Raw genomic sequence first — 21,434 nt, 5'->3', positions numbered from 1 at the left:
CGGAATGAAAGGGATCATCCTCGCGGGCGGCGGAGGCACCCGCCTGCGCCCCTTGACCGGCACGCTGTCCAAGCAACTGCTGCCCGTCTACGACAAGCCGATGATCTACTACCCGCTGTCCGTCCTGATGCTGGGCGGCATCCGCGAGATCCTCGTCATCTCCTCCACCCAGCACATCGAACTCTTCCAGCAACTGCTGGGCGACGGCTCCCGGCTCGGCCTGGACATCACCTACGCCGAACAGCCCGAGCCCCAGGGCATAGCCCAGGCCCTCACCATCGGCACCGACCACATCGGTGACTCCCCGGTCGCGCTCATCCTGGGCGACAACATCTTCCACGGCCCCGGCTTCTCCTCCGTACTCCGGGGCAGCATCCGCCACCTCGACGGCTGTGTACTGTTCGGCTACCCGGTCAGCGACCCGCAGCGCTACGGCGTCGGCGAGATCGACGACCAGGGCATGCTGCTGTCCCTGGAGGAGAAACCCGCCCGGCCCCGCTCCAACCTCGCCGTCACCGGCCTCTACCTCTACGACAACGACGTCGTCGACATCGCCAAGAACATCCGGCCCTCCGCACGCGGCGAACTCGAAATCACCGACGTCAACCAGGTCTACCTGGAGCAGAAACGCGCCCGGCTGATCGAACTGGGCCACGGCTTCGCCTGGCTCGACATGGGCACCCACGACTCCCTCCTCCAGGGCGGCCAGTACGTCCAACTCCTCGAACAACGCCAGGGAGTACGGATCGCCTGCATCGAGGAGATCGCCCTGCGCATGGGCTTCATCGACGCCGACACCCTCTACTGGCTCGGCCGCGAGCTGGGCACCTCCGGATACGGCGCCTACCTGATGGAGGTGGCCACCCATGCAGGCGCCGCATGAGTCCCCGCACCGGCCCACCCGCTTCGCCGACGGTCGGCAGCCGGCCCGTATCCTCGTCACCGGAGGCGCCGGCTTCATCGGCTCGCGCTTCGTGAACGCCCTGCTGGACGGCTCGCTGCCGGAGTTCGGCAAGCCCGAGGTGAGGGTGCTCGACGCGCTCACCTACGCGGGCAACCTGGCCAATCTGGCCCCGGTGGGCGACTGTCCCCGGCTGCGGATCTTCCAGGGGGACATCTGCGACCGCAGCGCAGTCGCCCAGGCCATGGCGGGGGTCGATCTGGTGGTGCACTTCGCGGCCGAGTCGCACGTGGACCGGTCGATCGACGACGCCGACGCCTTCGTGCGCACCAATGTGCTGGGCACCCAGGTCCTCCTCCAGGAGGCGCTGGCCATACGCCCCGGCCTGTTCGTGCACGTTTCCACGGACGAGGTCTACGGCTCGATCCCGGTGGGGTCGTGGCCCGAGGACCACCCGCTGAGCCCCAACTCCCCCTATGCGGCCTCCAAGGCGTCCTCCGACCTGCTGGCACTGGCCTACCACCGCACGCACGGGCTGCCGGTGTGCGTCACCCGTTGTTCCAACAACTACGGGCCGTACCAGTACCCGGAAAAGATCATCCCGCTGTTCACCAGCAACCTGCTCGACGGCAGGACCGTCCCGCTGTACGGGGACGGCGGCAACCGGCGCGACTGGCTGCACGTGAACGACCACTGCCGGGGCATCGCCCTGGTGGCCCGGGGCGGTCGCCCCGGCGAGGTCTACAACATCGGCGGCGGCGCCGAGCTGACCAACGTCGAGCTCACCGAACGTCTGCTGAAGCTGTGCGGAGCCGACTGGTCGGCGGTGCGGCAGGTGCCGGACCGCAAGGGCCACGACCAGCGCTACTCCGTCGACTACACCAAGATCGCCACCGAGTTGGGATACGCGCCGCGGATCACCATCGACGAGGGACTGGAGCAGACCGTGCGCTGGTACCGGGAGAACCACGCGTGGTGGACGCCTGTGAAGAGGGGACGATGACGTTGATGTCCGCATCCGTGGACCCGCGTGACCTTTGGCTCCGCCGGTACCAGCCTTCCGCGTCGCCCGCCGTGCGGCTGGTGTGCTTCCCACACGCGGGCGGCTCGGCGAGTTCCTTCCTGCCGTTCACCCGGCAACTGCCCGACAGAATCGAGGTGTCTGCCGTCCAGTACCCCGGACGCCAGGACCGCAGGAGCGAGCCTCTGATCGACACCATCGAGGGCCTGGCCAAGCCCCTGGCCGACATGCTGGAGACACGGGCCGGGCCCCCTGTGGTGCTGTTCGGGCACAGCATGGGCGCGCTGGTCGCGTACGAGGTCGCCCGCGTGCTCCAGCAGCGGGGAGCGGCCCCGGTGCGCCTGGTGGTCTCCGGACGCCGGGCCCCCGCCTCGGACCGACCGATGACCGTGCACCTCTACGACGACGACCGGCTGGTCGAGGAACTCCGCACGCTCGACGGCACCGACAGCCAAGTGTTCGCCGATCCGGAGCTGCTCCAGCTGGTGCTGCCCGCGATCCGCAACGACTACCGGGCCGTGGGGACCTACACCCACCGTCCGGGGGCGCCCCTGGACTGCCCCCTCACCGTGTTCACCGGTGCCGACGACCCCACTGTGACCGCGGCCGAGGCGGCGGCCTGGCACGAGGTGGCGGCGGCCGGCGCCGAGATGCGGACCTTCCCCGGCGGCCACTTCTTCCCGTACCAGCGGACCGCGGAGGTGTGCGGAGCCCTGGTGGACACGCTCGCGCCGCTGCTCTCGACCGGGACGCGCGGCGTCCGGCGGGTCCGCCCCGGGGACGTCGGCACGGTCGAATACGCCGGCCACCGGCGCACCGCGGAACGGGTGCTGCTCTCCGCCGACACGCTCGACAGTCCGGTCACCTCGCTGGCGGACGTGCCCCGCTGGCTGGAGGCGTACCGCCGGGCGCACCGCTTCCACGTCGAGCCGATCCCGTTCGACCGGCTCCGGCGGTGGTCCTTCGAGCCGGGCACCGGCGACCTGCGGCACGAGACGGGTCGCTTCTTCTCCGTGGAAGGGCTGCGCACCAGCTCGGACGCCGACCCGGTCGCCCGCGTCCAGCCGATCATCGTGCAGCCCGAGGTGGGGCTGCTCGGCATCCTGGCGCGGGAGTTCGACGGGGTCCTGCACTTTCTGATGCAGGCCAAACCGGAGCCCGGCAACGTCAACGGGCTGCAGCTCTCCCCCACGGTGCAGGCCACCCGCAGCAACTTCGACGAGGTGCACCACGGCCGGTCCACCCCGTTCCTCGACCACTTCATCCACCGTCCCGGCCGACGGGTCCTGATCGACACCATCCAGTCCGAACAGGGCGACTGGTTCCTGCACAAGCGCAACCGCAACATGGTCGTCGAGATCGACACGGACATCGAGGCCGATGCCACCTTCCGCTGGCTGACCCTGGGTCAGATCCGCAGGCTGATGCTCCAGGACGACCTCGTCAACATGGACACCCGCAGCGTGCTGGCCTGTCTGCCGACCGCGCACGGCGCGCCCGACGACGACGAGGACTTCCCGGCGGCGCTCCGGCGCTCCTTCTACGGGGAGGCCGCACCGCTGCACGACCTGCACGCCATCACCAGCTGCCTCACCGACGTCCGGGCACTGCGGGTGCTGCGCCAGCAGAGCGTGCCGCTCGACGACGCCCGTCGGGACGGCTGGGAGCGGACCGAGAGCACGATCCGGCACCGCAGCGGTAAGCACTTCGAGATCATGGCGGTGGAGGTGACGGCGGAGCGGCGCGAGGTGGCGTCGTGGACCCAGCCGCTGCTCCGCCCGTGCTCCCAGGGGCTCGTGGCTCTGATCACCCGGCGGATCAACGGGGTGCTGCACGCCCTGGTGGAGGCGCGGTCGGACGTAGGCACCCTGAACGTCGCCGAGTTCGGGCCGACCGTCCAGTGCCGGCCAGCCGAATCGGACGGCATGTCGCCCCCGTACCTGGACCAGGTCCTGACGGCCGGAGCCGACCGCATCCGCTACGACGTGGTGCAGTCCGAGGAGGGCGGGCGCTTCTACCACGCGCGCAATCGCTACATGGTGGTCGAGGCGGGGCCGGAGCTCGACACGGGCTGCCCGCCCGGCTTCTGCTGGGCGACCTTCGGCCAGCTCACCGAACTGCTCGCGCACGGCAACTACCTCAACGTCGAACTCCGCACCCTCGTCGCGTGCGCACACGCCTCCTACTGAATGCCTACGAAAACTACACCGCGGGGGAATCGGCACCACGCCCGCCGGTCAACCATCGGCAAAGAAGGCAGAGGACCGTTCTCGCACATCAGCGACGTGCGGGAAGCGACGGAACGCCCGGCACGGACCGCGCACAATTACGGGAGAGAACCTCCGGGTATCCGCGGATAACCGCTTCCTCCCAAGCCTTCCTCACCCCCCGAAGGACCGTGCAAGAAATCCCGATGGCCGACGACATTCCTTTCGATCCTCCCCGGATATGGAGATCCCGTGGGCGAGCGTGCGAATATCGTGCACGGGCACGTACATCGCCCTGCTCGATTCCAGCCAATTCCTGCCATCGGTCCCGCATTCCCACTCCTGCGGCGCGCTCGGTGCCGTAGGTCCCGCGCCGGTGGACACGCGGCTTCCGAGACCGGGCACATGCCGGTGGATGCGCGACTTCCACCACCGGCCACACCCGGCGGATGCGCGATTTCCACGAGGTGACCGACAGCGACTTCACCGGAATGGCGGCCCGCCGGGCATCGCCGCGCCACCGCTTTCCGGCCGCTCGCCCCGCCGCCGCCCGGGACACCGCACGGGACGGGAAGCGACCGCGGCCCGGCGTCGAGCGAACCTGCCCAAGCCCGGACGAGACAGCGCGACGCGAGAGGTGACCATGATCAATCTCTTTCAACCCCAGATGGGTGCCGAGGAACTGGCGGCGATCGCCGGGGTCTTCGACGACCAATGGCTCGGTCACGGACCACGGACCAAAGCATTCGAGTCCGCGTTCGCCGACCACCTCGGGGTCGGCCCCGAGCACGTCGTCTTCCTCAACTCGGGTACGGCGGGCCTCTTCCTGGCCCTGGAATCGCTCGGACTGCAGCCCGACGACGAGGTCGTGCTCCCTTCGCCCAGCTTCCTCGCCGCAGCGAACGCCGTTCAGCTGACGGGAGCGCGCCCGGTCTTCTGCGACGTCGACCCCCGGACGCTGAACCCGGCCCTGGAGCACATCGAGCAGGCCGTCACCGCGCGCACCAGGGCCGTCATCGCACTCCACTACGGCGGATACCCCGGCGACATCGTCCGCATCGCCGAGCACTGCCGGAACCAGGGCATCACCCTGATCGAGGACGCCGCGTGTTCGGTGGCCTCCCGCATCGACGGCCGAGTGGTCGGCACCTTCGGGGACCTCGCCATGTGGAGCTTCGACGCGATGAAGGTCCTCGTCACCGGCGACGGCGGGATGATCTACGTCAAGGATCCCGGGGCGGCCGCCCGCATCCGGCGCCTCGCCTATCACGGCCTCACCCAGTCCAGCGGCCTGGGATACGCCAGGGTCTCGGCGCGCTGGTGGGAGATGGACGTCCCCGAGCCGGGCCGACGCGTCATCGGAAACGACCTCACCGCGGCCATCGGCGCGGTGCAGTTGCGGCGGCTCCCCGATTTCGTGGCCCGCCGCAAGGAGATCGTCGCCCTCTACGAAAGCGAACTGCGCACAATGGAGGGCGTGTCGACGCCGCCCGCGCTCCCGGAAGGACACGAGTCCACGCACTACTTCTACTGGATCCAGCTGCCCCCCGGCGTCCGGGACCGGGTGGCGCGCGACCTGCTCACCGACGGCATCTACACCACCTTCCGCTACGCCCCCCTGCACAAGGTGCCCGCCTACGGTCACGCCGGACGCGAACTGCCCGGCGTGGAGTGGGCGTCCGAGCGGACCCTGTGCCTGCCCCTGCACCCGGGCCTGTCGGACGCCGACGTCCTCACCGTCGTGTCCTCCTTGCGCAAAGCTCTGAACGCCGGGGCGCAGGCTCCCGCATAACAGGCGCATACGGTACGGCCCCTGCCCGGCGGTTCTCCGCCGGGCAGGGGCCGTTTCGCGTCCGGGACGGTCTCCGTCGTCCCGTCGGCTCGCTAGGCGCGCGTGCCGAGGAAAAAGCCGGGGGAGCCGTTGCCCGTCTCGACGTACTCGACGTGCAGGCCGGCCTTGCGGTACGCGGTCTCGTACTCCGCACGGGAGAACAGCGTGAGGTAGTCCACCTCGCTGCGGTGCCGGATGCCGTCGGTGGTGTGCGCGATCAGGTAGTGGATTTCCATCCGGGTCTTCTTGCCCTCCCTGGTCGAGTGGGCGACGCGGGCGACGCCCTGGTCTCCCGACTCCGTCCTGAGGGCGTGGGTGGAGACGTAGCCGTCCAGGAAGGTGTCGGGGAAGTACCACGGTTCGACGGCCAGGACGCCGTCCGCGGAGAGGTGCCGGGACATGGCGGCGATCGCGTCCTCCAGGTCGGCCGCGGTCTCCAGATACCCGATCGAACTGAACATGCAGACCACGGCGTCGAACGTCTCGCCGAGGTTGAACGAGCGCATGTCGCCGCGGTGGAGGGTCACATCGGAGAGCCGCTCCTCGGCGCGGGCCGCCATCCATTCGGAGAGCTCCAGGCCGCTCACACGGTCGTAGAGCTTGGCGAAGGCCTCCAGGTGCGTGCCGGTGCCGCAGGCGATGTCGAGCAGGCTGGAGGCGTTCGGCGTGCGTTCCCGGATCAGGCCGGTGACCCGGGCGGCCTCGCCGGCGTAGTCCTTGCGGTCCTGGTACAGCAGGTCGTAGACCTCGGCCGCACTGTCGTTCTCGTACATGGGAATCCTCCGGGCCGTGTTGGGGGGGGAACCGTTGGTGTGTCGAAGAGGAGTGCGCCGTGCGGTCGGGGGCACGGGCGGCATTCCGCTGCGGAGGCCGTCGTTCGGACGCGTCGTGCGCACGCCGAACCCGCTATGCGCGTACGGGAGTTCCATCGACCGAAGCCGTGCGGGTATCCGACCCGCACCGGTCCTTCGCGGTGATCTCCGTACGGACACCCAACAGTTCACGCCGAGTCGAGGTCAAGGAACGGCAGCCTGGTCAGTCAAGTCCGGCGGTCCGCACTTGGGGCAGTGGGCGCCGACGCGCCCCGGGCCCCGGGGCGGGCGCCGGTCGGGCCGTCCCGCGGAGCCCCATTCCCGTCCTCCCGCAGAAGGGATGCAGAATCGGACAGCCGACGGCTTGTTTCACCGGAAAACGCGTGGTGCGCCCCGAGTCGCCGGTAGCTTATCCACCGTTCGCCGAGGCGGTTCAAGTGGCAGCGTTCAACCGCGATCCGGTCTTTATGGAATTCATATCTGCCCGCTGGCTTGATGAGTCGGGCCTCATGTCCGGAAGTCGATCCCGGCCGGGAGTGCGCGGCGATCCGCCCGGACGCCGAATGCCGTGGCCGGCACCCGTCCGGTAACGTCCTGCGGGGTACGGACGGCGGTCCGGCCGTCCATCAGAATCGGACGAACGGGATGAAATGTTATGGCGAGGGAGCGAAAGGAAGCGGGTGCGGAGGATTTACCGCAGCCCGTTCCAGGACCCTCGGCGATCTAGATCGGGTACCCTGATAGCGTAATAACCTGTCATTGTATTCGTAAAGCACAGGGATGGGGGCGCCTGCGGCATGAGTTACCTGGATTATGGTGAAGAAGCGTCTGAAGAAGACGAGTCGGACGACGCACTCACCTTCCTCGAATTTGTTGCCCGGTCGGCCCCGCGGAGCGAATACGACCGGCTCATGGCGCGCGCGGAACGCGCGGGCGCCGACGAGGAACGGATGCGTCGGCTGGAGCGCTTCAACCGGCTCGCCCTCACCGCGCAGTCGATGATCGAGTACCGCCGCGACCGGGAGGCGGAGCTCGCGGCGCTGGTCGACGCCGCGCACGAGTTCGTCGCCGCCCAGCAGTACAAGGACCTGCTCGAATCCGTCGCCCGCAGAGCACGGCTGCTGCTCAAGCTGGATGTCGCCTACGTCAGTCTGCACCAGGAGGACCTGCACCACGAGGACCGGCCCGGCACGGTGGTGCTGAGCGCCGACGGCAACGCGGTCAAGGTCGCCGACAGCTACCGGCTGCCGGCCGACGGCGGGCTGGGCGGCATGGTGCGCACCTGCCACGCTCCCTTCTGGACCCCCGACTACCTCGGGGACAGCAGCTTCGTGCACGTCGAGACCGTCGACGACATCGTCCGCGCGGAAGGGCTGCGCGCGGTCCTGGCCGTTCCGCTGTGCGTCGGCGACGACTCGGTGGGGGTGCTCTACGTCGCCGATCGCCAGGTCCGGCACCTGACCCCCAACGAGGTCACCCTGCTGTGTTCGCTCGCCGATCTGGCCGCCGTCGCGATCGAGCGTATCCGGCTGGTCGAGGAGCTCCGCGACACCATCGGGCGGCTGCGCGAGGACGTCGGTGAGGCCCGCGCCGCCCTCGCGGGCACCCGCAGGTCCGCCGACCTCCAGTCGCACCTGATCACTCAGGTCCTCGAAAGGCGCGGGGCCGACGCCTTACTCGCCGCCGCCGCCGAATCCCTGGGCGGCGGCACCAGCCTCTGCAGCCCGCTCGGCCGGCCGCTCGCCGAGTACGGGAACCTGCGCCCCGTCGCCCCCGCCGACCTGCGCGCCGCCTGCCGCAGGGCCGCCGAAACCGGCCGACCCACCCCCGTCGCACCGGGGTACTGGACGGTCCCCCTGTACCCCGGGGAGTACAACGCCGGCTTCCTGCTGACCGACGTCGGACCCGAGGCGGACCACACGGTCGTACCGCTGCTTCCCATGGTCGCCCGTACGCTCGCGCTGCATCTGCGCATCCAGCGCAACGACTCCACCAAGGCCCAGAGCCACCAGGACTTCTTCGACGATCTGGTCGGGGCGCCGCGCTCGCCCGCCCTCCTCAGGGAGCGCGCCCTGCTGTTCTCCCTCAGCTTCCGCCGCCCGCATGTCGTGCTGGTGGCGAGCGGACCCCACGGAGCCTCGGCGCGGCTGGAGTCCTCCGGCGCCGACTACGCGAAGGAACTCGGCGGGCTGTGCAGCGTACGGGACGGCGCCGTCGTCCTGCTGCTGCCCGGCGACGACCCCGTGGCCGTGGCGCAGACCGCCGCCCCGGAACTCACCGATCGGGTGGGGCACCCGGTCACCGTGGGGGCCGCGGGCCCCGCCTCGACCGTCGACGGCATCAGCGACGCCCACCGCGAGGCCGCGCAGTGCCTGGAGACCCTTCGCGCGCTCGGCGGTGACGGTGGCACCGCCTGCGCCTCCGACCTGGGGTTTCTCGGAATGCTCCTGGCCGAGGAAAACGATGTCCCCGGCTACATCAAGACGACCATCGGCCCCGTGATCGACTACGACACCCACCGCTTCACGGATCTCATCCCCACGCTGAGGGTGTATCTGGAGTCGGGCAGGAGCCCCACCCGCGCCGCGGAGACGCTGCGCGTGCACCCCAACACCGTCTCGCGGCGGCTGGAGCGCATCGGCCAACTGCTGGGAGAGGACTGGCAGGGGCCGGAGCGGGTGCTGGACATCCAACTGGCCCTGCGGCTGTACCAGGTGCGTTCGGCGCTCTCCTCGCGCTCCGCGTCCGCCTCGCTCCCCCCGCGCCCGGCGCCCGCCTCCCGGACCGTGCTCGGATCGCAGCGCGAGTGAGCGCGGGCGGCCAGGCGATGCGCGGCCGGACGGCGCCCGGTGGCCGCGCCACCGCCGTGGTCACCCGGTGACGGACTCCTGGTGGCCGCGCCACCGCCCGTCCTGCGACAGCCGCAGCGCATGGGCGATCGAGGCCGGCGTCACGTGCCGGTGCCGGCCCTGGAACGAGCGCCCCTCGAAGTCACGGATGCCGACGTCCACGCCGACCCGGGCGAAGTCGGCGTCCACCCGGTCGGTCAGCGCCGCCAGCGGCAGCAGCGCCCGGTGCCCCAACGGGCCGAGGTCGGTCAGCCACAGGCTTCGGGTCCGGCTTCGGGCCCCGATCGGGTTTCGGCTTCGGCGTCCGTTTCGGGTCCCGGTGGGGATTCGGCTTCGGGTCAAGCGGAGTAGTGATCATCACGCCCTTCGCAGGGCGCTCGAATTCCGGTGACTGCGTGCGCCACAGCCTTACGGAATTCTCCGGGCCCTCGCAGACACACCGGGCACACCCTTTCAGCGCCGCCCCGGCTCCCGCGATTCACTCCGGGCCCACGGCCCGTCTCGCCCTGAAAACCGGTGGTCAACTCACCGTGGCGACCCTCTCGACGGTGGCGGGACATTCCACCGAATGGCACCGAGAAACGACGCCACTGCACCCGTGCTGCGGCATTCCCTTTTCCGTCGCTTTGGTCATGTGAGGCTCCGTGCGTCGTGCAGGAAGGTGTCGTAGTCGCGGTAGTAGTCGGATTCTTCGTAGTGCTGTGAGGCGAGGACGAGGGCGACGGTGTCGGGGGCGAAGTCTTTGAGGACGCGCCAGACCATGGGGCCGATGCAGAGTCCGGCTCCGGGTTCGTCGAGGCGGTAGGTGGCGTGCTGGAAGCCGTCGTCGAGGGTGATGGAGAAGGCGCCGTGGACGGCGATGACGAGTTGTTCCAGGGTGCGGTGTGCGTGCAGGCCGCGTGGGGGTGAGGACTGGGTCTGGCCGTGCATGTAGTAGACGCGTTGGACGGGGAAGTCCACGGTCACGCCGGACTCGACCACGGACAGGCTGCCGCGCGGGTCGATGTGCTGCTCGAGCCTGATCAGCCGGCACGGCTTGATCCTGCCGACCCGCCGGGCGGGAGGCTCGGCTGTGTTCTCGGCGATGGCGGCGCTCCTTATCGGGCGGTCGTGAGGTCCACGGCCGGCTCGGGACGGCCCTGGCCCGGGGACGGAACCCTCGGGTTCAGTTCCAGTCGACGCGGACGGGCAGGTACTTCGGAGTGAGCTGGTCGCCCTCGTAGAACGGTGAACTCGATCCGGCGTTCGGCTTCCGGCATCCGAGCCCGTCGACGTCAGCGGAACATACGAAGCACCGAGGCAGTCGGCAAGACGGACGTGACACAGTGGGCGCCTCTGTCGGAAGCGGCGCCCGGACCCGGCGCACCGCACCGGTGGACACGAATTTCCGTACCGTCGGCGGAAGTTGACGGACGCCTCGCCTTTTCCGCACGAAGGCGCGCGAAGGCGCGCGAAGTTCCTTGGCCGGACGACAGCGCCGACCGCGACCTGACATCCGTTCATCGGCAAGTCCTGCCGCTTCCGCAGGCGCCCGGGCTCAGGGAACAGCGGTGCAGCCAGAGCACCGGCCCCCGCCCGTCGGCGCGGATCGCCGTCGGGCGGGCGGGTTTTGAGCCTTGACCGCGGCCCCTTCGGAACGAGGTCCCGGGCCCGCGTGAGGGCGTGGCTCAGCCTGCGCTGAACTCGGCGATGCACCCGTGGTCCATGGCAAGCCGGGCCCCGGTGAACCGGGACCGCATCCGGCGGTCGTGGGTGACGACGACCACGGCGCCCCGGTAGTCCACGAGTGCCTGCTCCAGTTCCTCGACCAGCACCGGGGTGAGGTGGTTGGTGGGTTCGTCCAGTAGCAGCAGGTCCATCGGGTCGCTCACCAGCCGGGCGATCTCGATCCGGCGGCGCTGCCCGTACGACAGGTCCTTCACCCGTCGCCGCAGGTCGGACGGGCTGAACAGGCCCAACGAGAGCAGTTTCTCCGCGTGGTCCTCCAGGTAGCCCTCCCGGCCGTGGGCGAAGGCCCGCAGCACCGTGAGCTCGGGCGACCAGGGCGTCTCGTCCTGCCGCAGGTGCCCGACTCGGCAGCCGACGCGCACCGAGCCGCTGTCCGGCGCCAGTTCCCCGGAGAGCACCCGCAGCAAGGTGGACTTGCCCGCACCGTTGGGTCCGGTGATCAGCAGCCGCTCGCCGGGCCGGATCTTCAGGGAGTCGACGTCGAGCCGGTCCGCGACCCGCACGTCGGTGAGTTCGGCCACCGCCTCCTCCGCCTCCGGGCCCGCGGTGTCGATGCGGGCGGCGAAGGACAGCGGGTCCGCGGGGGCCAGGGCCGGGTTCTCGGTCAGCTGCGCCACGCGTTGCTTGGCGTTGCGGATCCGCACCATCGCGCCGTGGTCGCGTCCGCGCCTGCGGTAGGCGCCGTGGCCGAACACGGAGAGGGACATCTTGCGCGGGATGTTGTCCATCCGCGCCACGTTGGAGGTGATCAGCCCCTGGTTGCGCTCAAGTTCGGCACGCCATTCCTCGTACTCCCGCAGCCGCCGCTCGCGTTCCACGGCCTTGGCCGTCAGATAACCCTCGTAACCGTTGCCGTAGCGGGTGACGCGGCCGGAGTCGACCTCCAGGATCGTGGTGGTGAGCCGGTCCAGGAACACCCGGTCGTGGGTGACCGCGATCACCGTGCCGCGGTGGCCCTGCAGGTGGTTCTCCAGCCATTCCATCGCCCGGTCGTCGAGGTCGTTGGTCGGCTCGTCCAGCAGCAACAGTTCGGGCGCCGAGGCCAGGGTCGCCGCGAGGGCGAGGCGGGAGCGCTCGCCGCCGGAGAGGGTTCCGAGCTTCCGGTCGCGGTCCAGGCTCGGCAGTCCGAGGCCGTGCAGCGCGACCTCCACGCGTACGTCGGCCTCGTAACCGCCACGGGCCTGGTACTGCTCGACCAGACCGGCGTAGCGCTGGAGGAGGGCGGACAGCTCCCGTTCGGAACCGTCCTCGTCGCGCTCGGTCAGTTCCGCCTCGACCTCGTGCATCGACGCTTCGAGCTCGCGCAGGTCGGACAGGGCCAGATCGACGGCGTCTTGGACGGTGGCGTCGAGCGGCAGTTCCAACGTCTGTGCCAGATAGCCGATGCCGCCGGGGGCGACCACGGTGAGCATGCCGTTGTCGGGCTGCTCGCGCCCGGCGAGGACCTTGAGCAGTGTGGACTTGCCGGAACCGTTGTCGCCGATCACGCCGACCTTCTCGCCCGGCTTGATGCTGAAGCCGACCCGGTCGAGTACGACACAGTCGTGGTAGCGCTTGATGACGTCATGCAGGGCGAATTGCGCAATCGACACGTGTGTGTCTCCTGTTTCACGATGAGGATGAGTGAATGCGTGAGCGCGCTCGGCGAAACGGCCGGAAGAAAGCGACACAAACGCCACCACAGCGGACTGACCGATGCAGTGGTGTGTCAGCAGCACGCTGCTGGATGCGGCAACGGAGTCCAGCTCAACGCCGCGCATCCTCATCTATCACAGAGATCCCATGCGATGAACTATAAACGGGCCACCCGATGCCGGGCAAGGGGATTCGGGTTCCCCGGCCCGACGTGATGCAGTCGGAACGGGATGATCGCCCGTCCGGCGGTCGGGTGCCTAGCCTCGGGAACAACCACAGCGGTCTTTCAGGAGGGCTGGCCATGGGCGAGACCAAGAACCGGATCACCGAACTGGTCCGCGCGTACCACCGGGAACAGGCGACCGGGAATTTCGTTCCCGGGACGACGCACGTACCGGTCTCGGGCGCGGTACTGAGCGAGGACGACCGGTTGGCGCTGGTGGAGACGGCACTGGAGATGCGGATCGCGGCCGGCCCGGCCTCCCGGAGCTTCGAGCGGCAGTTCGCCCGGTACCTCGGGCTACGGAAGGCGCATCTGACCAACTCCGGCTCCTCCGCCAACCTCCTCGCCCTCAGCGCGCTCACCTCACCGCAGCTGGAGGACAGGCGGCTGAAACCGGGTGACGAGGTCGTCACGGTCGCCGCCGGGTTCCCGACGACGGTCAACCCGATCTTCCACAACGAGCTGGTGCCGGTCTTCGTGGACGTCGAACTCGGCACGTACAACACCACGCCCGAGCGCATCGAGCGGGCCATCGGCCCCCGGACCAGGGCGATCATGATCGCGCACGCCCTCGGCAACCCCTTCGAGGCCGAAGAGGTGGCCCGACTCGCCGACGAGCGCGGCCTGTTCCTCGTCGAGGACAACTGCGACGCGGTGGGCTCCCGCTACCGGGGCAGACTCACGGGCTCCTTCGGCGACCTGTCGACCGTCAGCTTCTACCCCGCGCACCACATCGCGATGGGCGAGGGAGGCTGCGTGCTCACCGACAACCTGGCCCTCGCGCGGATCGTGGAGTCACTGCGCGACTGGGGGCGCGACTGCTGGTGCGAACCCGGCGAGGACAACCGTTGCCTCAAGCGGTTCGACCAGAAAATGGGGGACCTGCCGCCCGGCTACGACCACAAGTACATCTTCTCGCATGTCGGTTACAACCTGAAGTCCACCGATCTGCAGGCGGCACTCGGGCTGTCCCAGCTGACGCGGATCGAGGAGTTCACCGACGCCCGGCGCGCCAACTGGCGCCGGATGCGGGAGACGTTGGACGGGTTGCCCGGCCTGCTGCTGCCGGAGGCGACACCGGGCAGCGACCCGAGCTGGTTCGGGTTCCTCATCACCGTGGACCCGGACGCCACGTACAGCCGGGCGGCCCTGGTCGACCACCTGGAGTCACGCCGGATCAGCACCCGCCGCCTGTTCGGCGGCAATCTCGTCCGCCACCCCGCCTACACCGGCCGTCAGTACCGGGTGTCGGGCGCCCTGGAGAACAGCGACCTGATCACCGATCAGACCTTCTGGATCGGGGTCTTCCCCGGCATCACCACGGAGATGGTCGACTACGTCACCGACACCGTCCGGGAGTTCGTGCTCAAGCACTCCTGACACGTCCGCGGAACGTCGGGGTGGGGAGGGCCCTGTCGGCCCTCCCCACCCCGACGTTCACGGCCGCGGGTGCGCCTGCAACTCCGAGGCGAGGTCGGGGTGGACCAGCGCCGTGAGCAGGGTGCCCTCCGGCGTGTGCTCGGCACTGAGCACCTCGCCCTCGTCGTGCGCCCGCGCCACCAGGCCCCCCTCGTCGTAGGGGATCACGACCTCGACCTCCACGGCGGGGTGCGGCAGCAGGCGGTCGATCAGCTCCTGCAACTCGTCGATGCCCTGCCCCGACCTGGCGGAGACAACGATCGCGTCCGGCTCCTGCTCCAGCAGGCGGGCGAGTACGTCCGGGTCCGCGACGTCGGCCTTGTTGACGACCACGATCTCGGTGGACTCGGCGGCGCCCACGTCCCGCAGCACCTCGCGTACGGAGGCCAGCTGCGCGCCGGGGTCCGGGTGCGACCCGTCGACCACGTGCAGCACCAGGTGCGCGTCCGCGACCTCTTCGATCGTGGAGCGGAACGCCTCCACCAGGTGATGCGGGAGATGCCGTACGAAGCCCACGGTGTCGGCGATGGTGTACGTGCGCCCGCTGGGCGTGGTCGCCCGCCGCACGGTCGTGTCCAGGGTGGCGAACAAGGCGTTCTCCACCAGGACACCGGCGCCGGTGAGGCGGTTGAGCAGTGAGGACTTCCCGGCGTTGGTGTAGCCGGCGAGAGCGACCGACAGCACCTTGTTGCGCCGTCGTTCCTCCCGCTTCACGTCCCGGCCCGTCTTTAACTGCTCCAGTTCCCGGCGCAGTCGGGCCATCTTGTCGTTGATCCGCCGCCGGTCCGTCTCGATCTTCGTCTCACCGGGGCCGCGCGTGGCCATGCCGCCGCCACCGCCGCCGCCCATCTGCCGGGACAGCGACTGGCCCCAGCCGCGCAGCCGCGGCAGCATGTACTGCATCTGCGCCAGCGCCACTTGCGCCTTGCCCTCCCGGGACTGGGCGTGCTGCGCGAAGATGTCCAGGATCAGCGCCGTGCGGTCCACGACCTTGACGCCCACGACCTCCTCGAGGTGCATCAGCTGGCTGGGGCTCAGCTCTCCGTCGCACACCACGGTGTCGGCGCCGGTCTCCTCGACGATGTCGCGCAGCTGCGACGCCTTGCCCGAGCCGATGTACGTCGCCGGGTCGGGCTTCTGCCGGCGCTGCACGACCCCGTCCAGCACGAGGGCGCCCGCGGTCTCGGCCAGCGCCGCCAGCTCGGCGAGCGAGCTCTCGGCCTCGGCGGCCGTTCCCGAGGTCCAGATGCCGACGAGCACCACCCGCTCCAGTCGCAGCTTGCGGTACTCGACCTCGGAGACGTCGGTCAATTCGGTGGACAGCCCCGCGACGCGGCGGAGGGAGGCCCGGTCCTCGCGGTCGAACTGCTCGCCGTCCCACCCTTCGGCGTCGGCCGCGGCCAATGTGTCGTTCATCAGTGCGTCGGCTCGCTGGGAGGTGCCGGCGGAGTCTTCGGGATGTGTCAAAGTACGTCCCTTCTGGGGGCTCAGGAGCGTTCCGGGGTGGTGTGCGGTCGGCTCGGCGGGATGCGCACGGGTCGGGAAATGGGCCGACGTGCCCGCACCGCGCCCCACAGGCCGGTGCCGCTGAAGTCGCTGCCGGAACTCACGTGTTGACCACCCTAGCCATCCCGCCGAGGTGCGCAAACAAGTATCGGTGATCACGTCTCCAGCTGACAGAGTCTGCACCGGGTACTGCGCACGCGGGCGTGGAGCGGGCAAGTGTGATGTCATGCGAGTACTCATTATCGGAGGTTCACAGTTCGTGGGCCGGGCCTACGCCGCCGAGGCGCTGGCCGCCGGGCACGAGGTCACCACGTTCAACCGGGGCGTCAGCGGCACGGACCTGCCCGGCGTCGAGGCGGTCAGGGGTGATCGCGAGGCGGCCGGCGACCTGGAGCGGCTGGTGTCCGGAAGGCGCTGGGACGCGGTCGTGGACACCTGCGGCTACGTGCCCCGTACGGTGGGCGCCTCGGCCGCGGCGCTGTCCGGGCACGCGGACGCCTACCTCTACGTCTCCAGCATCGCCTGCCTGCCCGACTGGACGCAGGCGGTCCGCCCGGTCGACGACGACTCACCGGCCTACGACTGCCCGCCGGACGCAGGCCCGGACCACGCCGACGGCGACTACGGCACCCTGAAGGCCGGCTGCGAGCGCGCCGTGGACCAGCACTTCGTGGGCCGCACCCTGCACCTGCGGGCCGGCGTCATCCTCGGGCCGCACGACAACATGCGCATGCTCGACGCCTGGCTGTGGCGCATGCGCGCCGCCGAGGGGGAGCACCGCCGGGTTCTGGCCCCGGGCGGCCCCGAGGTCGGCATGCGCCTGATCGACGTGCGCGATGTCGCCGCCTTCGGCCTCGACTGCCTCGCCGAGGGCCGCACCGGCGCGTACATCGTCAACCCGCCGGAGAAGAACACCACGTTCGGGAATCTGCTCACGGAGTGCGTCAAGGCCACCGGGTCCGCCGCCGAGCCGGTATGGGTCGACGACCGGTTTTTCGCCGACCACGGCGTGAGCCCGTGGACGGACCTGCCGCTGTGGGTTCCCGACACCGCGCAGGACACCCTGGTCTGGGCGGCCGGGGCGCCGCGCGCACGGGCCGCGGGACTGGCCTGCCGCCCGATCTCCGAGACGGTGCGTGACGCCTGGGAGGTCATCCGGGACCAGCCCGTCCCTGAGCTTCCGCTCGCTGCCGGCTGCGGCCTTTCCCTGGCCCGGGAAAGGGAGTTGCTCGCCGCCTGGGACGCGCGCGGCGGTGCGGCCGGCTGACGCGGCCCCGGGGAGTGCGGCGCCGTTTCCCGTTCGCGGGGAGCGGCGTCTTCCGTTTCCGACCCATGGGGCGGCGCTTTCCGGCTCTTCGCGCGGAGCTACACCGTGACGGTCTCGGCGCGGGCGACGATCTCGTCGACCAACGCCGCCTGACGCAGGGCGGCATACGACTCGGCGGAGATGTTCTCGGCCCGGGTCACCGCGCGGCGGAAGACCGACAGGATGTTCACGAAGTGCCGGTCCACGGGCAGCACTCGCTCTTCGCGGTGGTCCTGGCGGGACAGCCGCAGTACGGGGTGGTGGCTGTCCGGAGTCGTGAAGACGTGGTTCAGGGCGAGCGAGCCGGTGCTGCCGTGCAGTTCGTACGCCGAGCGGTAGCCGTGTTCCATGCCGAAGGCGAGGTGGGCGGCCACCCCCGTCGGCGCGGCCAGCAGGACGCTGCCGGAGACCACCACGCCCCGGCGCCGCTCGCGGCGCAGCACCGCTCCCATCAGGCGCAGCTCGGGCCCGAGGAAGTGGATCGCGGCGCGCAGCGGGTAGACGCCGTTGTCGAGGAGTGCGCCGCCGCCGATGTCGGGGCGGTAGCGCATGTCGTCGTCGGGGCGCGGCGGGATGGTGAAGGCGGCGGAGAAGGTGCGCAGGTCTCCGATGGCCCCGGTCTCCAACAGCACTTTGACGGTGGCGTGTTGCGAGTGGTGGAGGAACATGAAGTTCTCCATCAGCACCAGTCCGCGCTCCCGCGCCATGGCGAAAAGCCGTGCCGCGTCGGCGTGGTTGGCGGCGGCGGGCTTCTCCACCAGTACGTGTTTGCCCGCCCGCAGCGCGGCGGCGGCCCATTTGGCGTGCAGCATGCTGGGCACGGCGATGTAGACGGCGTCCACGTCGGGGCGTTCCAGCAGTGCCTCGTAGGGCGCGACCGCCTCGCAGCCGAAGTGCTCCCCCAGGGCCTTGGCCCGTTCCGGTTCACGGCTGCCGACGCAGGTCAGCACGGTGCCGGGGGTGGAGAGCAGGGCGGGCAGGGTGCGGCGGCCTGCGATGTCGCCGCAACCTATCGCTCCGAAGCGCAGCACCGGGGACGCTTCGGGCCACGGCGGGCCGGGTGCGGCGGACGGTTCGGCTGGAGTACCCAGGGCGGTCATGGATGGTTCCGTCAATCGGTCCGGATGGTCACGGCACAGCGTGGTGAACGGCCGGCGCGCACCCACGAGTCGCTTCCGACAATGGGCGGCCCTGAAGCTACCCGGCCGTGGGGCGCGACGACAAGGCCGATCTGACACAGTGCCGCGCCAAGGGGCCGCCGCCGCCCTGCGGACCCGTTGACCTGACACTTCGCCACCCAATCTGTGGACGGGACGGTCGCGGTCCGGGTTAGGTGAGCGCGGCGCCCGCGGCCACGCGACGCCTGTCCGAAGCGGCCCTCGGGGCACGCCATTTGAGAGAGGAGACGCGGGTGGCAGACGCGATCACGACCGAGCTGGCGGACCGCGAACTGGGCCGCAGACTGCACCGGATACGGGGCGCCCACTGGTACTTCGGCAACCACGGCGATCCGTATGCGCTCATCCTGCGCGGCCAGGCGGACGACCCGTCGGCGTACGAGGAGCGGGTACGGGACGGCGGACCGCTGTTCCGCAGCCACATCGGGACCTGGGTGACCGCGGACCCGGAGGTGGGCGCGGCCGTGCTGGGCGATCCCCGGTTCGGCGCGCTGGATCGCGCCGGGCGGCGCCCCGAGGAGTACCTGCAGCCGTCGCCCGCCTCGTGCCTCGGGCTGGACCGTGCCGCGTACCTGCGTCTGCGGCGGGTGGCCGAACCGGTGTTGGGGGCGGGCGCCGCCGACGAGTGGCGCCGGCTCGCCGAGGACCTCGGTCGTCGGCTGCTCGACGGCCGTGGTTCCGGCTTCGACCTGACGGCGGACTTCGCCCGCCGACTGCCCGCGCTGGTCCTGGCCGCGTGGCTCGGGGTGCCGGACGAACGGCGGGAGGAGTGGGAGGAGTTGCTGCGGGAGGCGGGGCCACTGCTCGACAGCCTGCTGTGTCCGCAGACGCTGGCGGCCACCCGCGCGGCGGACTCGGCCGCCGAGGGGCTGCGCACGCTGCTGGGCAAGGTGGCCGTCGCGCGCTCCGACGGGGCCGGCGACGGCGCGCTGGGCCGCATGGTCGCCGCCGGGGCCGCCCCGGACGACGCGGTGGCCGCCGCCATGTGCCTGGTGCTCTCGGCCGCCGAGACGACCACGACCCTGGTGTGCGATGCGGTCCGCCTGCTGCTCGACCGCCCGCGATGGTGGCGGGCGCTGTGCGACTCCCCCGCTCTGGCGCCGGCCGCAGTCCGGCACACCCTGCGGTACGTGCCCCCGGTGCGGCTGGAGAGCCGGGTGGCCCACGAGGACGTGGCGCCGACGGGGCACCCATTGCCCGCCGGGAGCCATGTGGTGGTGCTCGTGAGCGCCGCGCGGCGCGGGGCCGCCCCGGACGCCGGACCGGCGGACCTGACGAACGTGCCCACGGCGGCCGGGGCGGGCCTGCCGGACGACCTGTACTTCGCACTTTCCGGGGAGTTCGTCGGGCGAACCGCCGAGACCGCGTTGGGCGTGCTGGCCGAGGTAGCCCCCCGGCTGCGGCGGGAGGGCGACATCGTCCGGCGGCGCCGCTCCCCCGTCCTCGGCAGGTATGCGCGGTTCCCCGTCGCGTACTCCTGACAGGCCCCCGGCCGGTATCCCCCTCAGAACCCCTCGAAGTCCGATGAAAGGAGTCCCGTGCGCGTCCTCGTGACTTCCATTCCGCACCACACGCACTACTACCACCTGGTGCCTCTGATCTGGGCGCTGCGTGCCTCGGGGCACGAGGTGGTGGCGGCCGGCCAGCCGTCGCTGATCGACGCCATCACCTCCAGCGGCATCCCGGGGTTCCCGCTCGCCGAGGAGGAGTCGCTGGCCCAGATCTTCGAGGAGGTCGAGGGCGATCTTCAGCCGTATCAGCACGGGATCGACGAGTTCGACTTCCTCGGTACCCTGCAGGACGCCCTGGACTGGGAGAAGTTGCTCGCCCAGCAGGTGATCCTCTCCGGTCTGTGGCTCGAACCGCTCAACGGCGCCACGACCCTCGACAGCATCGTCGACTTCGCCAGGTCGTGGAAGCCCGACCTGGTGCTCTGGGAGCCGTTCACCTATGCGGGGCCGGTGGCGGCCCGTGCGTGCGGGGCGGCGCATGCTCGCGTCCTGTGGGGTCCGGACACGATCGGGCTGATGCGGACGAAGTTCCTCCAGGCCCAGGCGCAGCAGCCCGAGGAGCACCGGGACGACCCGATCGCGGAGTGGCTGACCTGGGCGCTGGAGCGCTACGGGTGCGACTTCCGGGAGGAGGACGTGCTCGGCCAGTGGAGCGTGGATCCCATGGCGGAGGGCGTCAGCCTCGGCCTGGACCTGCCGACCGTCCCGATGCGCTACACCCCGTACAACGGCTCGGCGGTGATTCCCGACTGGCTGACCGAGGAGCCGAAGCGCCCGCGCGTCTGCCTGACCCTGGGGGTGTCCTCGCGGGAGTACGGCGAGGACGAGGTGCCGGTGCAGAAGTTCATCGAAGCGCTGGCCGACCTGGACATCGAGTTGGTGGCGACCCTGGACGACGCCCAGCGGGACCTGCTGCCGCGGATCCCGGACAACACCCGGATCGTCGACTTCGTCCCCATGGACGCGTTGCTGCCGACGTGCTCGGCGATCATCAACCACAGCGGCTCGGGCACGTGCAACACCGCGGCGCTGCACGGGGTGCCGCAGATCATCCTCGGCAACATCCTGGACGCCGCCGTGCGGCAGCACATGTTCGCGCAGTCGTCCGCCGCCCTCACCTTCGCCCCGGAGGAGGTGACCGGCGAGTCGCTGAGGAGCGCGCTGGTGCGACTGCTCGGGGAACCGAAGTTCCGCGACGGTGCGCAGCGGTTGAAGGAGCGGATGCGGGCCATGCCCAGTCCGGCCGGGATCGTCCCGACCCTGGAGAGCCTCACGGCCCGGCACCGCCGTGCCTGAGGGGCCGTCAA

Annotated in this window: 14 protein-coding genes and 1 pseudogene; 9 read left to right on the top strand and 6 right to left on the bottom strand. The window is 70.4% G+C overall.

The window, feature by feature from the left end; translation table 11 throughout:
* Positions 1-4 precede the first annotated feature (4 nt).
* The 4 genes from rfbA to PXH83_RS28840 all read left to right on the top strand — a co-directional run bounded on the left by rfbA (position 5) and on the right by PXH83_RS28840 (position 5,921).
* Entirely contained in the window at positions 5-883 is an 879-nt protein-coding gene (rfbA, locus tag PXH83_RS28855; protein WP_274564281.1) for a glucose-1-phosphate thymidylyltransferase RfbA, read from the top strand.
* On the top strand, positions 867-1,904 hold the full coding sequence (gene rfbB / locus PXH83_RS28850; RefSeq protein ID WP_274564279.1) for a dTDP-glucose 4,6-dehydratase: 1,038 nt from the start codon (positions 867-869) through the stop codon (positions 1,902-1,904). The genes rfbA and rfbB overlap by 17 nt, the downstream gene beginning before the upstream one ends.
* 5 nt (positions 1,905-1,909) lie before the next feature.
* A complete protein-coding gene (locus PXH83_RS28845) occupies positions 1,910-4,111 on the top strand; it encodes an alpha/beta fold hydrolase (protein WP_274564277.1) in 2,202 nt (733 codons plus the stop codon).
* Between the two features lie 661 nt (positions 4,112-4,772).
* On the top strand, positions 4,773-5,921 hold the full coding sequence (locus PXH83_RS28840) for a DegT/DnrJ/EryC1/StrS family aminotransferase (protein ID WP_274564275.1): 1,149 nt from the start codon (positions 4,773-4,775) through the stop codon (positions 5,919-5,921).
* Between the two features lie 92 nt (positions 5,922-6,013).
* Here the strand turns inward: PXH83_RS28840 and PXH83_RS28835 are convergent, their stop codons facing one another.
* On the bottom strand, positions 6,014-6,733 hold the full coding sequence (locus PXH83_RS28835) for a class I SAM-dependent DNA methyltransferase (protein WP_274564272.1): 720 nt from the start codon (positions 6,731-6,733) through the stop codon (positions 6,014-6,016).
* Between the two features lie 950 nt (positions 6,734-7,683).
* Between PXH83_RS28835 and PXH83_RS28830 the strand changes: the two genes are divergently transcribed.
* Positions 7,684-9,582: a helix-turn-helix domain-containing protein gene (locus tag PXH83_RS28830; protein ID WP_274564270.1), complete on the top strand. Its 1,899-nt coding sequence runs from the start codon at positions 7,684-7,686 to the stop codon at positions 9,580-9,582.
* A 60-nt stretch (positions 9,583-9,642) separates the two neighbouring features.
* Here PXH83_RS28830 and PXH83_RS28825 read toward each other — a convergent pair.
* The 3 genes and pseudogenes from PXH83_RS28825 to PXH83_RS28815 all read right to left on the bottom strand — a co-directional run.
* A pseudogene (locus PXH83_RS28825) lies at positions 9,643-9,897 on the bottom strand (hypothetical protein); the annotation flags it as partial.
* Positions 9,898-10,251: 354 nt separating this feature from the next.
* The gene (locus PXH83_RS28820; RefSeq protein ID WP_274564267.1) at positions 10,252-11,124 is read right to left on the bottom strand and encodes a sugar 3,4-ketoisomerase; all 873 of its coding nucleotides are present in this window, start codon (positions 11,122-11,124) and stop codon (positions 10,252-10,254) included.
* Positions 11,125-11,288: 164 nt separating this feature from the next.
* A complete protein-coding gene (locus PXH83_RS28815; RefSeq protein WP_274564266.1) occupies positions 11,289-12,941 on the bottom strand; it encodes a TlrC/CarA/OleB/SrmB family ABC-F type ribosomal protection protein in 1,653 nt (550 codons plus the stop codon).
* Between the two features lie 344 nt (positions 12,942-13,285).
* Between PXH83_RS28815 and rfbH the strand changes: the two genes are divergently transcribed.
* Entirely contained in the window at positions 13,286-14,587 is a 1,302-nt protein-coding gene (gene rfbH / locus PXH83_RS28810; protein WP_274564265.1) for a lipopolysaccharide biosynthesis protein RfbH, read from the top strand.
* 57 nt (positions 14,588-14,644) lie between these two features.
* Here the strand turns inward: rfbH and hflX are convergent, their stop codons facing one another.
* On the bottom strand, positions 14,645-16,042 hold the full coding sequence (gene hflX / locus PXH83_RS28805; RefSeq protein ID WP_274565200.1) for a GTPase HflX: 1,398 nt from the start codon (positions 16,040-16,042) through the stop codon (positions 14,645-14,647).
* A 316-nt stretch (positions 16,043-16,358) separates the two neighbouring features.
* Here hflX and PXH83_RS28800 point away from each other — a divergent pair, with 316 nt between their 5' ends.
* Positions 16,359-17,399 (top strand): NAD-dependent epimerase/dehydratase family protein, encoded by a 1,041-nt coding sequence (locus PXH83_RS28800; protein WP_274564264.1) that lies wholly within the window; start codon positions 16,359-16,361, stop codon positions 17,397-17,399.
* Between the two features lie 98 nt (positions 17,400-17,497).
* On the opposite strand, the gene PXH83_RS28795 is transcribed toward PXH83_RS28800, so the two are convergent.
* Entirely contained in the window at positions 17,498-18,538 is a 1,041-nt protein-coding gene (locus PXH83_RS28795; RefSeq protein WP_274564263.1) for a Gfo/Idh/MocA family protein, read from the bottom strand.
* A 311-nt stretch (positions 18,539-18,849) separates the two neighbouring features.
* Between PXH83_RS28795 and PXH83_RS28790 the strand changes: the two genes are divergently transcribed.
* Together PXH83_RS28790 and PXH83_RS28785 are read left to right on the top strand one after the other, a co-directional pair.
* Entirely contained in the window at positions 18,850-20,097 is a 1,248-nt protein-coding gene (locus tag PXH83_RS28790) for a cytochrome P450 family protein (protein ID WP_274564262.1), read from the top strand.
* A 57-nt stretch (positions 20,098-20,154) separates the two neighbouring features.
* Positions 20,155-21,423 (top strand): activator-dependent family glycosyltransferase, encoded by a 1,269-nt coding sequence (locus PXH83_RS28785; protein ID WP_274564261.1) that lies wholly within the window; start codon positions 20,155-20,157, stop codon positions 21,421-21,423.
* The last annotated feature ends 11 nt before the right edge of the window (positions 21,424-21,434 follow it).

Origin of the sequence: Streptomyces spiramyceticus (assembly GCF_028807635.1) — a bacterium.
In the GTDB taxonomy this organism is placed as follows: Bacteria; Actinomycetota; Actinomycetes; order Streptomycetales; family Streptomycetaceae; genus Streptomyces; species Streptomyces spiramyceticus.
Note: the sequence above shows the minus strand (reverse complement) of the source record. Positions and strands in the feature narration are given on the sequence as shown.